General features: G+C 39.9%; 10 protein-coding genes. 3 read left to right on the top strand and 7 right to left on the bottom strand.

Features of this window, described 5'->3' with window-relative positions:
• Positions 1-15: 15 nt before the first annotated feature.
• Positions 16-1764: an aspartate--tRNA ligase gene (aspS, locus tag BIZ36_RS02580; RefSeq protein WP_187456303.1), complete on the bottom strand. Its 1749-nt coding sequence runs from the start codon at positions 1762-1764 to the stop codon at positions 16-18.
• Between the two features lie 190 nt (positions 1765-1954).
• Here aspS and BIZ36_RS02575 point away from each other — a divergent pair, with 190 nt between their 5' ends.
• The 3 genes from BIZ36_RS02575 to BIZ36_RS02565 all read left to right on the top strand — a co-directional run bounded on the left by BIZ36_RS02575 (position 1955) and on the right by BIZ36_RS02565 (position 7200).
• On the top strand, positions 1955-4924 hold the full coding sequence (locus BIZ36_RS02575) for a SusC/RagA family TonB-linked outer membrane protein (RefSeq protein ID WP_222937184.1): 2970 nt from the start codon (positions 1955-1957) through the stop codon (positions 4922-4924).
• Between the two features lie 17 nt (positions 4925-4941).
• Positions 4942-6246 (top strand): RagB/SusD family nutrient uptake outer membrane protein, encoded by a 1305-nt coding sequence (locus BIZ36_RS02570; protein ID WP_187456301.1) that lies wholly within the window; start codon positions 4942-4944, stop codon positions 6244-6246.
• 189 nt (positions 6247-6435) lie between these two features.
• Complete coding sequence (locus BIZ36_RS02565; RefSeq protein ID WP_187456300.1) at positions 6436-7200, top strand: DUF4184 family protein; 765 nt, start codon at positions 6436-6438, stop codon at positions 7198-7200.
• A 52-nt stretch (positions 7201-7252) separates the two neighbouring features.
• On the opposite strand, the gene BIZ36_RS02560 is transcribed toward BIZ36_RS02565, so the two are convergent.
• The 6 genes from BIZ36_RS02560 to BIZ36_RS02535 form a co-directional block, all read right to left on the bottom strand.
• Positions 7253-10756: an efflux RND transporter permease subunit gene (locus BIZ36_RS02560; protein WP_187456299.1), complete on the bottom strand. Its 3504-nt coding sequence runs from the start codon at positions 10754-10756 to the stop codon at positions 7253-7255.
• 6 nt (positions 10757-10762) lie between these two features.
• Positions 10763-11926: an efflux RND transporter periplasmic adaptor subunit gene (locus BIZ36_RS02555; RefSeq protein WP_187456298.1), complete on the bottom strand. Its 1164-nt coding sequence runs from the start codon at positions 11924-11926 to the stop codon at positions 10763-10765.
• Between the two features lie 25 nt (positions 11927-11951).
• The gene (locus tag BIZ36_RS02550; protein ID WP_222937182.1) at positions 11952-13319 is read right to left on the bottom strand and encodes a TolC family protein; all 1368 of its coding nucleotides are present in this window, start codon (positions 13317-13319) and stop codon (positions 11952-11954) included.
• Positions 13309-13914, bottom strand: coding sequence for a TetR/AcrR family transcriptional regulator (locus BIZ36_RS02545; protein ID WP_187456297.1), 606 nt, complete (start codon positions 13912-13914; stop codon positions 13309-13311). Before BIZ36_RS02545 ends, BIZ36_RS02550 begins: the two co-directional genes overlap by 11 nt.
• A 79-nt stretch (positions 13915-13993) precedes the next feature.
• Positions 13994-14410 carry a hypothetical protein gene (locus BIZ36_RS02540; RefSeq protein WP_187456296.1) on the bottom strand — a complete coding sequence of 139 codons (417 nt, stop codon included), beginning with the start codon at positions 14408-14410 and terminating at the stop codon, positions 13994-13996.
• A gap of 3 nt (positions 14411-14413) precedes the next feature.
• Positions 14414-14962, bottom strand: coding sequence for an RNA polymerase sigma factor (locus tag BIZ36_RS02535; protein ID WP_187456295.1), 549 nt, complete (start codon positions 14960-14962; stop codon positions 14414-14416).
• Positions 14963-15089 lie beyond the last annotated feature (127 nt).

The raw sequence follows: 15089 nt of genomic DNA, 5'->3' as shown, positions 1-15089 counted from the left end.
TGAGAATCTTTTTACCTAAACATTAAGTTTTAAATGAAGCTCATTCAACTGTTCCTGGTCAATAGGTGCGGGAGCATCTATCATCACATCACGACCACTATTGTTCTTTGGGAATGCAATAAAATCCCTAATTGTCTCTTGCCCGCCCAAAATAGAAACCAATCTGTCCAGACCAAATGCGATCCCTCCATGGGGTGGAGCACCATATTGGAAAGCATCCATTAGAAAGCCAAATTGGGCTTTCGCTTCCTCTGGGGTAAACCCTAAATGCTTGAACATGGTTTCTTGAACGTTCTTGTCGTGTATACGAATGGATCCGCCCCCAATCTCATTTCCGTTAAGAACTAAATCATAAGCATTGGCACGTACCGCTCCTGGGTCGCTTTCCAACATCTCAAGCTGGCCTGGTTTGGGAGAGGTAAAAGGGTGGTGCATGGCGTGATAGTTTCCTGTTTCCTCATCCAATTCCAACAAAGGAAAGTCTACTACCCAAAGAGGTGCAAATTCATCTGGCTTTCTTAACCCTAATCGCTCTGCCATTTCCATTCTAAGGGCGCTTAATTGTGAGCGGGTTTTATTTTTATCGCCAGATAGCACGCATATAAGGTCTCCAGGTTGGGCTCCCGTTGCTTCGGCCCATTTTTTAAGGTCCTCCTGATCGTAGAATTTATCTACGGTAGACTTGTAACTTCCATCTTCGTTACACTTAACATATACCATTCCTTTGGCACCAACTTGCGGTCTTTTTACCCAATTGACCAAGGCGTCCAATTCTTTTCTCGTATAACTTGCGGCTCCGGGAACGGCAATCCCAACAACCAGTTCCGATGAATTAAAAACTCCAAAATCCTTGTGTTGGGCTATATCATTGAGTTCCGCAAATTCCATCCCAAAACGAATGTCCGGTTTGTCATTGCCATAAATACGCATGGCATCGTCATAGGTGATTCTTGGAAATGCGGAGATATCCACCCCGTTGATTTCTTTTAGTAGGTGCCGGGTAAGGCCTTCAAAGGCGTTAAGTATGTCTTCCTGTTCTACAAAGGCCATTTCACAATCGATTTGAGTAAACTCAGGTTGCCTGTCTGCCCTTAAATCTTCATCCCTAAAACATTTTACTATTTGAAAATATTTGTCCATGCCCGCCACCATTAATAACTGTTTAAAGGTTTGCGGTGATTGCGGTAGTGCGTAGAACTGACCTTCGTTCATACGGCTAGGAACTACAAAGTCTCTTGCGCCTTCCGGTGTAGATTTTATAAGGTAAGGGGTTTCAACTTCTATAAAACCCTTTTCCGCTAGATATTTCCGAACCTCCATAGTCACTTGACTACGGAAAATAAGATTGTTCTTGACCGGATTGCGTCTAATATCCAAGTAGCGATATTTCATGCGTAAATCTTCACCACCGTCCGTTTCATTTTCAATGGTGAATGGAGGAGTTTTAGAAGTATTAAGTACGGTAAGTTCCTCTACCAAAACTTCAATAGTCCCAGTAGGGATATTTGGGTTTTTTGAAGCACGTTCAATTACTTCCCCTTGAACTTGAACTACAAATTCACGACCTAAGTGTCTAGCCTTCTCCAAAAGATGGGAAGCAGTACGATCCTCATCAAAAACCAATTGGGTAATACCGTAGCGGTCCCTCAAATCTACCCAGACTACAAATCCTTTATCACGTGTTTTTTGTACCCATCCAGAAAGGGTAACTTTTGAATTAATATGAGATTCGCGAAGTTCTCCGCAGGTATGGCTTCTGTACATTAGGTCTATAAATTAAAAGAACAAATGTAAGAAGATATGATGGTTTCATCTAACTATTTGAATTCATTCATATTTATCAGTTTATCTAATTATTTGCTGTAAAAACAATTATTATTTAACAAAAATTTCAATTTTGTGTCAATTCTTGTGTAACTTGTCTTACAAATAGCTAATTCAACATCTTATGAAAATGAAAAAAACAATGTTCAGAGGTGCACTAATTTTGGTGTTTCTCTTAATTCCCGTTGTGGCCATTTCGCAAGGAATGGTACAGGGTACCATCACGGACAATAATGGTCTTCCCGTTCCGGGAGCCAATATTGTCGTTAAAGGGACTACGAATGGTACTACATCGGATTTTGATGGAATATATGAGATTTCCATTGACGGTTTTCCCTCCACCTTGGTATTTTCCTCTTTAGGTTATTCAACCAGGGAGATACAAGTAAGTAGCGCTTCCACCTTAGACGTAATTTTAGAAGAATCTGTTATGGGCTTGGACGAAGTGGTGGTCTCTGGTCTTGCCTCTTCGGTGAAAAGGAGAAACTTGGCCAATGCGGTTGCCACTGTGTCTGCTGCTGAACTTGCAGGGGTGACTCCTCCAAAGACTTTGGATGGTGCCCTGGCAGGGAAATTTACTGGAGCTGTGGTTAATGCCAATTCGGGCGCGCCCGGCGGCGGTATGTCCATAAAATTTAGGGGGGTCACCTCCATTAATGGAAACTCACAACCTCTTTATATTGTAGATGGGGTGTATGTGGATAACAGTAGTATTTCATCAGGAGGTTTGAATGCGGTTTCACAAGCCTCAGGAGGGGGGAATCCATCCTCTCAAGATAATGCTACTAACCGTATTGCGGATATTAACCCGGATGATATTGCTAATATTGAAATTCTCAAAGGAGCTTCGGCCGCTGCAATATATGGTTCTCGCGGTGCAGCAGGAGTTGTTATCATCACTACTAAGAAGGGACAGGCCGGTAAGACCAAGGTAAACTTAACACAAGGTTTTGGTTTCAATCAAGTAATTAGGTTGCAAGGACAAAGAAATTGGTCTGAGGCTTTGGCGGAAAGTGAATTTGGCGAAGGGGCGCTATATGCCGCTGCACTTTCTTCTGGAAGATTACGAGATTATGAAGAAGAGATATTTGGAGAAGAAGGATTGATTAGTAATACTAACTTAAGTGCTTCGGGAGGTAATGATAAAACTACTTTTTTTGCCGGTATAACCAATAATGATGAAGATGGAATTGTTAAGAACACCGGATATAAGAAGACTTCATTCAGATTAAATGTTGAGCACAATTTTAATACTAATATTAAACTGTCACTTAATTCCAATTATATAAGTTCCGTAGCTGATAGAGGGTTCTTTAACAATGATAATAGTGGAACTACCATTGGTGTGGCTTTAACAAGCACACGACCTTGGGATTATCTTTTGCCCGATGCCAACGGCAATTACCCTGATCACCCTAACAACTCTTCAAACCCTTTACAAACTAGAGATTTGATGACTAACAGTGAAAGGGTCAATCGTTTTATCTTAGGAGGGTCTTTGGACGTAAACCTATATTCAAAGCAGAATTCCAATTTAAAATTGGTAACTCGAGCGGGGGTGGATTCCTATAATATGGAGGCCAAGGTCATTTTTCCTAAAGAACTTCAGTTTCAAAGACCTGATCAAGGTGGTGTGAACGGAGTGTCGGCAATTACAAATACTAATAATAAGAATGCCAACTATTCTGCTTTCTTGGTTCATAATTACTTTACGGACAATGATTTGTCTTTCAATACCCAAGTAGGTGCCACAAATGAACATTTTAGTAGAAACACCGTAAGTGTGGTAGCATCTGACCTTATCGCTTCCGAGACCAATGTGGATCAAGGTGCAAATCAAAATGTAAATCAAAATAGGTTGGAACAAGAGGACATGGGCTTTTTTGTACAGGAGACCGTTAACTACCAAGATAAACTAATTGGTACTCTTGGTCTTAGAGGTGATAAATCAACTAACAATGGTGATATCAATAAGTTTTTCTATTATCCAAAGGCATCAATTGCTGCCAACTTAAACAATTTCGGTTTTTGGGGGGATGGCAGTTTCATGAATCGTTTAAAGCTTAGAGCCGCTTACGGTGAAGCTGGAACTTTTGCAGCCTTTGGATCTTTGTACACGGTGTATCAAAGTACTTTGGTAGATGGCAATGTAGGTATTGTAGTACCCTTAACCCAAGGAAACCCGGAGATATCTCCAGAAAGACAGAAAGAACTGGAAATCGGGTTTGATATGGGGATTTTGGATGAACGGTTAGGGCTAGAATTAACTTGGTACCAAAAAAGGGTTGATGACCTACTATTACTTGCTAACACTGAACCTTCTACCGGTTTTTCTACTAAGTGGGAGAATGCAGGTGAATTGGAAAATACCGGTGTAGAGATAGCCTTGAACGCATCCATAGTAAATAAAGAAAACTTTAGCTGGGATGCAACTTTGAACTGGTGGAAAAACACTTCTGAAATGGTTCGTATGGATATACCAGCATACAATACCGGAGGATTTGGAACAGGTTTAGGTACATTTAGAATAGAGGAGGGTAAAAGTGTTACCCAAATTGTGGGAACCAATGTTGATGGTGACTTGGTTCAATTAGGTGATGCCGAGCCTGATTTTCAAACTTCTCTTTTTAACAATATTAATTATAAGAATTTTTCACTTTCTTTTTTATGGCATTGGAAAAAAGGTGGCGACAATGTAAATCTGACCAAATTACTTTCGGATTTTGGAGGTACAAGTGCCGATTATGACGAAATCAGTTTAGACCCGGGAGGTACCATTCCCAATGGTGTTTACCGCGTGAATAATGGAATTTTTGCAGGTAATGCCACTCCATTCGTAGAAGATGCCTCGTACCTAAGATTAAGGGAAATAGGGTTGTATTACAAGGTGCCTTCAAAGCACTTGACAGACTGGTTTGGCGATGTAATATCAGATGTGAAGGTTGGTTTTTCGGGTAATAATATCATTAATATTTTTGATTACAATAGCTATGACCCCGAAGTTTCTAATTTTGGAGGTAATGGCTTGTCAACGGGGGTTGAGGTTACACCTTTTCCGTCTTCAAAAAGATATATGATGCATATTTCAGTGCAGTTCTAACATAAAAATTTTGGAAAATGAAAATTATAAAAGCAATAAGAATTTTAATGGTTGTGATATCATTTGTTCTTGTTTCCTGTGAATTGGATGGAGGCGAGAGTTTAAATGGTGCGAGCACCTCTTCAATCTCCGATGATATTTCTCGGGGAGAACTTACTCAGGCGGTTTCCGGGGTACTATCTGATATGCGGGTAGGCCTATCAACCCATAATGATGTCAAAAGCATCTTTGGTAGGGAATACTATTACTTTACGTCATCAGATCCAAGGTATGAAGGTGATGTGGTTGTAGGTAACCTTGACAACAATACTTTTTACGTAACAACACCTTGGGGTGCCAGATATGCAACGGTAAAAAATATCAACTTGATATTGGAAGGATTGGACAATACCACAGCTGATTTTTCTGCAGCCGAAATTGCAGGGGCTAGAGGTGTGTTAAATACCTTAAAAGCGTATGAACTCTTAATGTTGAGTGATAATCAGCATGATAATGGAATTCGTGTTGATGTTTCCGATTCCGAGAATCTCGGAGCCTTTTTGGATAGGAGCGCTGCATTGTCATCCATTGCCGGACTTCTAGATTCGGCTGCAGGTGAATTGGGTAGTGCAGGAGACTCATTTGCTTTTGGCCTTTCCTCTGGATATTCTGGTTTTGATACTCCTCAGACTTTTTTGCAATTCAACAGAGCTTTGATGGCAAGAGTTTCCGCTTATCAAGGAGATTATACTACTACCTTAGCTGCACTCAATGCATCTTTTTTTGATTTGGCAGGAGATTTAGATGGTGGAATATACCACACCTTTTCTTTAAGTGGGCAAGATATAGCCAATCCCTTATTTATTGCTTTAAATCAAACTGCGAATGTTAGGGTAGCACATTCAAGTTTTGTAACTGATGTGCAAGATGGCGATACTCGCTTGGAAAAGGTGGTAGAGCGAGATGAACCTCGAGAGGCTACCGGACTTGTGGGCACCCATGACGTGGCACTTTACGGAAGTAACGTTGATAACATACCAGTTTTAAGAAATGAAGAACTGATATTATTATATGCGGAGGCGAATATGCAAACCAATCCTGGAGAAGCTGTTGCCGCCTTGGATGTTTTACGAACAGCTGCAGGTTTGCCTGCTTACACAGGTACGACCACTCCAGCGGCACTTGAAGACGAGATTTTGTATAATAGACGTTATTCTCTTTTTGGGGAAGGCCATCGATGGATTGATATGAGACGATTTGGTAGACTTTCAGATTTACCAAATGATCGTTCAACGGATAATGTTCCTTCTGCCATTCCCGTTCCGGCCAACGAGAATAAGTAAGAAGTAATTTTTTTTAGTATAACGCCCGATGTTTTCATCGGGCTTTTTCTCTTAGTATCAAATCGTTATAAATAAATAATAACTAATTGCCTAGCTACAAATTTTTAATTCTAACATAACATTTGGGCTACATATAACGTTGTCTATTAAAGTACATTCCACCCAGGAAAATTTAATAGGAAGCTTGTTATGCCTTTTACCGGTTCACATCCCGCTTTGATTATTCCATTGCTGAAGAACAGATATTTTTCGGCATCCGGACTTATCATGGGCAGTATGATTCCAGATTTTGAATTTATTTTGTTGATGAAAGCCCATGTCATTTACGGTCATAGTCTACGGCCTATGCTGTGGCTTAATTTACCACTTTCTATTCTACTGCTATTTCTATATCATAATTTGGTAAGAAAGAGCCTGATTTTAAACTTGCCCATTTATTTCGAAAAGCGCTTACGCCCGTTTCTATTGTTTGATTGGAATAACTATTTCAAGAAAAACTACTTAAAAGTGATTGGGTCCATTATCCTTGGAAACCTTGGACACCTCTTTTGGGATGCCTTTACACATCATCACGGAGTATTTGTGGAATGGATGCCATTTTTGGAAATGCCCTTTAAAAATATGCCTCTTTACCATATTCTTCAGTACGCTTTTAGCCTGATCGGTGCGATAGCTTTATGGATTTTCTTTCACAAACTTCCGTTTAAACATTATTATCTATCCAATAGAAAGAAAGAAGTTTATTGGTTTTGGGTGGGTTCAGTAACAATAGGGGTAATGTTTTTACGATTTAGAAATATGCAAGAATTTAATTTTGATGATTGGATAGTATCCGTTCTCTGTGCTTTTATGGCCGGACTTGTAGCTGCCTCAATTTTTGACCGACTCTATTATCCCAATGAACCTAAGATTAAACGTAGTATGAAGGCCATCAATATTGAAGCCGATAAGTAAAAAATAAAAGCCCCCTTTAGTAGGGGGCTTCGTAAATCAGTATCGGTTAAGTTTACGCGAGTATTTCTTCAGTCATTTCTTCTTTCGTAGGCTCTTTTGAGGTCTTGCTTCTGAGCCAAATCTTAATTCGGTACACAATATTGAACAATACCGGTACAATAATCAAGGTAAGGAAAGTGGCCACTAGCAATCCGAAGATTACGGTCCAAGCCAAAGGTCCCCAAAATATTACGTTATCACCCCCAATATAAATTTTAGGGTTGAACTCAGAGAAGAGGGAAAAGAAATCAATGTTTAGACCTATCGCCAACGGAATTAAACCTAAAACTGTAGTAATTGCCGTAAGAATTACAGGTCGCAACCTTGCTTTACCACCTTGAACTATAGCAGCAGTAGCTTCTTCCATGGATAACAGGTCGCTATCGTCCATTCCTAACTTCACTTTTTTCCTGTCTACTAATATCTGGGTGTAATCCAATAATACCACTCCATTGTTCACTACAATACCCGCCAAGGAGATGATACCCATCATGGTCATCATGATTACAAAAGACCAACCTGTAAGCATCAGACCGCCAAATACCCCAATGAAACTTAGGAAAATGGCAATCATAATAATCAATGGCTTAGAGATTCCTCCAAATTGGAAAATAAGAATTAGCATAATCAATCCGAGGCCGGAGAAAAAGGCACCTATAAGGAACATCTGCTGTTTGTTCTGCTCTTCCAGCTGTCCGGTATAATCAATTTTAATACTGTCTGGAACACCCTTAAAATCCTCCATTTCCTTTTGGATTTCGGCCACAATGGCACCGGCATCGGTGAAGCCTGGCTTTAACCCTGAATACACGGTCACTACGCGTTCCCCATCTCGATGCTTAATGGCACTAAAGGCAGAGGTGTTCTTTTCGGTAGCTACCGCGGAAATTGGAATTTCCTTTACTTGACCTGTAGCGATATCCCTAAAAATGATATTCTGATTAAAAAGTGCGCTTTTGTTGTACCTTAAGTCTTCATTAAAGCGAACGTTAATGTCATAATCCTCACCATCCTCTTTATAGACACCCGCTTTTTCACCAAAAATGGACCTTCTCAACTGATTTCCCACTTGTCCGACAGCAACACCTAGCTCCCCAGCTTTCTCCCGGTCTACCATTACCTGCATAGAAGGCTTGCCCTTATTCACATCAATTTTTAACTCTTCAATTCCCGCAATATTCTTGGTATTGATAAAGTTTCTAATGTCTTCTGCCGTATTGATGAGTTCATCGTAATCCTTACCTTCTAATTCGATGTTGATGGGATATCCGGCTGGTGGACCATTGGCATCTTTTTCAACGGAGATCGCAACCCCCGGGTAAATACCTTCCAAGGCAGATTGCACCCTGGCACGTATATCTTCCGTATTGATTCCATTTCTGAACTTAAACTCACTAAAGTTGACCGTTACCTTACCCTTATGGGGCATCTCAGCTGAAGAGCCACCATCTGTTAGCGGGTTTCCGGCACCTTCACCCACCACGGATACTGCAGAGGCTACCATAAAGTTTTCACCATTTTTTTTGTATTCTGGTGAATCCATTACTTCATAAACCCGGTCTTCAATATCTTTTGTGATTTCATTGGTTTTTTCAATGGCCGTACCTTGAGGATACTCTATGTACACATAGATTTCGTTAGGTTTGTTGTCAGGGAAGAATTCCACTTTGGTTCTTCCGCTTCCCAACGAAGCTCCGAAAAGCATGAATACCCCAATGAGCATTAAAAAGGTAAGTCCAAAATACCAATAAACATTTCGGCCTCTCAAGGCATGCTTTAAGCGCTTTTCATACCAGTTTTCAAAACGGGACATAGTATTTTTCTGGAACGTCACAGCGGCTCCCTTTATGGCATATTTGTACACCCAGAACATTAGGGCCGTGATAATAAGAACGGTTCCCAGACCTCTTACGGCACCTCCAACTAGAAGTATGAGTAAGCCAAATCCTCCTAAAATTAAGGTTACCCTAATTAATTGCTTTTTGGTAAGTTCTTTTTCTTCCGTACTCATAAATTGAGATACCAACATGGAGTTCATGAAAATTGCCACGAAAAGTGAAGAACCCAACACTACCGATAACGTAATGGGAAAGTAAATCATAAACTGGCCAAAAATACCCGGCCATAAACCTAAAGGAACGAAAGCAGCAACCGTGGTAGCGGTAGATATAATAATAGGGAAGGCAATTTCACCAATCCCTTTTTTTGCGGCTTCGGTTCTGGACATTCCCTCGTCCATCAAACGGTAAACATTCTCTACAACCACAATACCGTTATCCACCAACATACCAAGCCCCATGATCATCCCAAAAAGAATCATTGTGTTAAGGGTGTAACCTAGCATATTCAGGATTACAAAAGACATGAACATGGACATAGGAATGGCGAAACCAACAAAAAGTGCGTTTCTGAATCCTAAAAAGAACATCAGTACCGTTACCACTAAGATGATACCGAAGATGATATTGTTGACCAAATCATCTACTTGATTCAATGTTCTTGTGGATGAATCGTTTGCGATGGAAATATGTAAATCTGGCGGATAATAATCTGCCAATTCCTGCTTTACGATGGCCTTTATTTGGTCTGCAGCAGAAATAGCGTTTCTACCGGCTCTTTTCTTAACATCCAACATCACCACATTTTCGCCAAACTCACGGGCAAAGGTGGTTTTGTCTTCTTCGTCAAAAGTTACGGTGGCAATATCCTTTAAATAAACAGCTCCGTTTTCGGACTTAACCACAAAATTTTGGAGTTCTTTAGGTTGTTCAATTTCGCCCAAAATTCTAATGGTACGTCTTTGTCCACTAGCTTTTAAGTTACCTGCGGACATGGTCATGTTACCGTTGCCAATGGCATCCAACACATTTTGAAAGTTGACCTTCGCAGCCATCATTTTATAGATGTCCACGGCAACTTCTACCTCTTTTTCCTGAGCACCTCTAATATCCGCTTGTTTGATTTCCGGAAGGTCTTCTATTTCATCCTGAAGATGCTCGGCGAATTCCTTCAACCTCTGAACCGGATAATCTCCCGTAAAGTTGATATTCATGATAGGAACTTCCTCGGAAAAGTTAAGGTCGAATACATTAGGTTCTACCTTGGCGCCATTAAAAGTAGGCCAGTCTTCACTGGCTTTTTCGGTATCCACTTCATCCTTGACCTTCTGTTTTGCCTGTTCAACCGTAATTTCCTCATCAAACTCAACTGTAATAATGGCATAATCTTCTTGAGAAGTGGAAACAATCTCCACCACATTACTCACGTTTTTGAGACGGTCTTCCAGGGGATCAGTAATCAACCTTTCAATATCCTCTGCCGTATTTCCGGGGTAAGGGGTGCTAATGTAAATTTTGGTTTCCACGATTTCTGGGAAATCTTCCCTTGGCATGGCCATATAGGCCGAAAAACCGAGCCACAGGAAGATACCGATCATCACATAGATAACCGAAGGATTATCGACGGCCCATGACGATAATTTAAATTCCTTATCGGCGTTCTTTTTTATCTTGCTCATCGATGTTTAGTTTTTGATTTTTACTTTCTGGCCGTCTTTTACACTTCTGGCACCTTCCTGAATGATTTGGTCACCATCTTTAAGTCCGCTTGTAACTTCAACCTTCCCGTTCTGGGTTTTGCCAGTAGTTATAATCGTTCTGTTCACGACCGCTTCACCTTCTGCATTGGGTTCATCGGCAACAAAAACATACTGCTCTCCCTCCGCGTTTTCCGAAATTATGCTTGAAGGAATCAAAATAGCGTTGTCGCTGGTGTAATCATTAAGGTTCACCTTTGCCGTAAGGTTAGGTTTTATAGTTCCTTCTTTATTAGGGACCGGGATTTCTACACTGAACGAGCGATTAGCTGGATTGATAAAATTACCTGTCTGACGGATTTTTGTGGTAATGCTATCTCCCAAAACAGGAAAATACACCAGTGCGTCCTTGCCTTCTGAGATAGCCCCCAAGTAAGTCTCCGGAACGTCTACTTCAATATACATGTCGCTAAGGTTCACAATTCTGAAGACCTCGGAACCCGGCCCAGGGGACACAACGGTACCTTGATCTTTAATGACATCATCTATAATTCCGCTAAAAGGAGCTCTTATGGTCGATTTTCCTAATTGGCTTTCAGCCTGTCTGATGGCATCTTGAGTAGCTTCATACTCCGTTTTAGCTGATAGGTATTCAATCTCAGAACCTATTTTTTGATCCCAAAGACGCTTTCTTCTTTCGTAAGTGGTCTGGGCTAACTGTGCTTGAGTTTTAAGTTGGGCCAATTGACTGCCCATACCCCCGTCATCAATTACGGCCAAGGTTTGACCTTTACTTACCTTTTGTCCCTCTTTAACGTAAACACGTTGCAAGGTTCCGGACATTTCGGGATAAATAAGTACATTCTGTTTGGTACTAACATCTCCTTGTAGTTCCAAATAGTGGTCGAACTTTTTACTTTCGGCCAAGATGGTATTTACCAACGGAAGTTTTTCTACCCCGGCTTTGGTTGCAATAGCAGAATCAAGCATTCTTAATTGGGCCTCCATCTGCTTTTGCTGTGCGGAAAGTTCGCTTTTCTTTGCTCGCAAAGACTCCAAATCTCCTTGCCCGATAAGACTTTCTACGGACTGTTCTTTGCTGCCGCAGGCGGCAACCAATAAAACGGTTACTAAGTATATGACTTTTTTCATCTTAAATGAGGTTGTTGTTTCTAAGTTAATTTTGCGGGTCGTTCAATATAAGTTCCAATGCCGTTTTTTTATTGATGACTTCCACCATGGATTGAAGGAAGCCTTGCTGGGCATCATATAATTGGGTCTGGGCTTGACGTAGTTCAAAACTACTGGCCAATCCTTCCGTATATTTAATTTGGTTTTTGTTCTCTATACGTTCTGCCAAGCCTAAATTTTGCTTTGCCGTATTGTATTCCTCTATGGAAAGGATGTACTCACTTTTGGCAGATTCCAGTTGAAGGCGAATTTGTTCTTCAGCTTCTGATAATTGGGTCTTAGCCTTTTCCAAGGCAATTTTTGCCCTTGCGGTGCTAGCGCTCCTTTTTCCTGAACTAAAAATGGGAATACTTAAATCAAGTCCCAAAACGGAGGAATCAAACCAATCTTGGTCGCTATCAAAAAACGTGAATTTATCAGCAAAAGAAGAACTACCATAGTTTACAAATGAATTTAACGTTGGTAGGGCCCTACTTTTGGCAAGTTTTAATTCAAAGAACCTTTGGTCTGTAAGATTCAATGCGATTTTATAATCTACATTGTTCTCGATGTTAAACTCGGTTTCCATAAGGGAAAAATCTATTTGTTGTTCCGTTAGGTTATCCAAAGTGTCTTCTAATTTTGTAGGAGCATCAATGGCAATACCCATTACTACATTCAACATCTGCAAGGTTATGTTCTCTAACCTAATGGCATTTTTTAGTTGATTCTCTACGGAGGATAAGGTGATTTGCAATTGCTCTACACTTTCCTCATCACTTAATCCGTTTTCAAATAGTTTTTGTGTTTCAAAAAGATTGTCTTCTAAATTGGACTTGTTCTTTTCAAAAATGGAAACACTTTCTCTCGACAAAAGAACGTTGCCGTAGGCCTCAACTACTGCTTTACGCACATCTTGGTCGGTTTTTTCGTTGTTATTGGCACTGTATTCCAAAAACGCCTTGGTCGCCTGAACGCCTACAATGTAGGACCCATCAAAAATTTTCTGGGTTAAAGTGGCGGTAGCGGTCATTTGCTGGGGTTGTCCAAATACTACAGGAACAAATGTTCCAGGTTCGCCTCCAGCGAGCTCTGCCGGTAAAAGTGATACAGGCTGTTTTAATTGGTTTTGATAGCTAACGGATCCATTGACTTGAGGTAAGCCTTCTGCAATGGTTTCCCATTTTTGTTTTTGAGCATCTCTCAAATCCCTATCAGAGTTAATGGCGCTGTAATTATTTTCCAAAGCAAAGGCAATAGCCTCGTCCAGGGTAAAACTATAGGTCTGCTCCACTTGTGGTTCTTGAGCCATTGAGATTAAAGGCAAGGATAAAATGAGGAGGTTTAGAAATAGCTTTTGCATTCTATTCTTCATTAGAGTTGATTATTGTATTTAGTATCTTTCGGCCCTTAGGTGTTACAATTCCTCGAAGGTGATATTCTAAAAAATCATCCATTAATTGGGATTGGGAAAACTTATCTGGCGGAAAAAGGGCATGGTCTTTAATGGTAAGCCCGCCAGCATAATAAATTCTTGATATAAACTCTACATTAAGATTTTCACGGTAAATACCCTGTTCAAGGCCTCTTTCAATGTTGTCTACCACACAACTTTTCATTTTGTCATATTGCTTTTCACGCATGGTCGCGAAAATCTTAGGATAGTACTTTTGAAGTTGATATTGAGGAGATGATTTTTCATCCTTTAGAAACTGCATGACAAACTTTTTAATCTCATACAACTCTTCAATGGGGTTTTTGTTCATGGAACAAATGCCGTCTATACCACCTGAGATAATAACAAAAAGTCTGTTGGTACATTCCGTTACAAGTTTGGTCTTGTTCTCAAAATGTGCGTAGATAGTTTTTTTGCTAATACCCATTTCTTGAGCTAGGTCATCCATGGTTACGCTTTTAAAACCATAGGTGAGAAACATATCCGTCGCTTTTTCTAAAATCTTTTCCATCATAATCGGCGGCAAAGATAAATCAGGAAACTTTAAAAACACAAAAAGTTTCTTAAGTTTTACGTTTTTTTAACTTGAAGGGTTATTCTGGGCTATTCTTATCTGTCGCTTTTCTTTCTACATACGCATTATAGGCATCTTCCCCTTCTTCTTGCCAAAAACTTTCATAATGTTTCCATTTAGAAAAGTCGCTCTTAAAGTTGAAGCCTTTTCCCGGTGTACATTTTTTCCTGTTTTTTTTCCCTTTTTTTTCTGATTTATGCTCACCAAATCCTCCAAAAAGAATTTTGGCCATGACGAGAATCCCCACGGCTTGCCAATAATTGACAGTAGTGAGTCCAAAAATATCCGGCATTAGCCAATTCCATAGGTACATAAACCCATACCCAAAGAGTAGAAATAATAAAATGATAAGAATGATGATAAAAATCACCTTCACGATTTTCTTTACCACCCTTTCAAAATTTGATTTAACTTGATGTTCTACATAATCTTTCATATCCTAAATTTTAGTGTACTTTTCTTTTTTGCTTTCCAATGCTTTTAGCAATAAGGACAATGCTCTATGTCTTCGGGACATAAGAGTACCCTGGGGTATACCGGTCTCTATAGAAATTTCTTTGTAACTGTATCCCTCTATGTCTATTGCAATTATTATTTCTCTATAAGGTTGTTTTAAATTCTCTATTTCTTCCTTTAGACTATTGGTCAAATCATCAGTATACATTTGTTCTGTATCTGCATACAATTCTTCACCTAGTTGTAGAAGATTTTTTTCCGATTCCCCCTCCATGGTCCTTTCTTTCTTGCCACTTCTCATGATGTCCACAATTCTATTTCTTACGGAACGGTAGACAAAGGCAGCTATGTTTTCTATGGGTAATGTACTATTGGCCCTGGAGAAAACATTAACGGCAACGTCTTGAATAATATCATCTGCATCTCGATCAGTAGTGTCATCTATACGCGATTTTGCATACGCTCTTAGAGAGCGATATTCATCACTAAAAAATGTAGATAGTTTGGTATAGTTGTCTGTTTCTGCACTCATGAAATGGATGGGTCTTAATCCATACTTCACCCTTAAAGACGAAGCTTTTAAAATCTATTGCATTTTTTCCTTTTTATTTTTTATCAGTAGTAAAGGAGGTCCATTTGTTTCTAAAATGGATGTATTT

The organism is Cytophaga sp. FL35, assembly GCF_014349235.1.
Taxonomy (GTDB): Bacteria; Bacteroidota; Bacteroidia; order Flavobacteriales; family Flavobacteriaceae; genus Euzebyella.
Note: the sequence above shows the minus strand (reverse complement) of the source record. Positions and strands in the feature narration are given on the sequence as shown.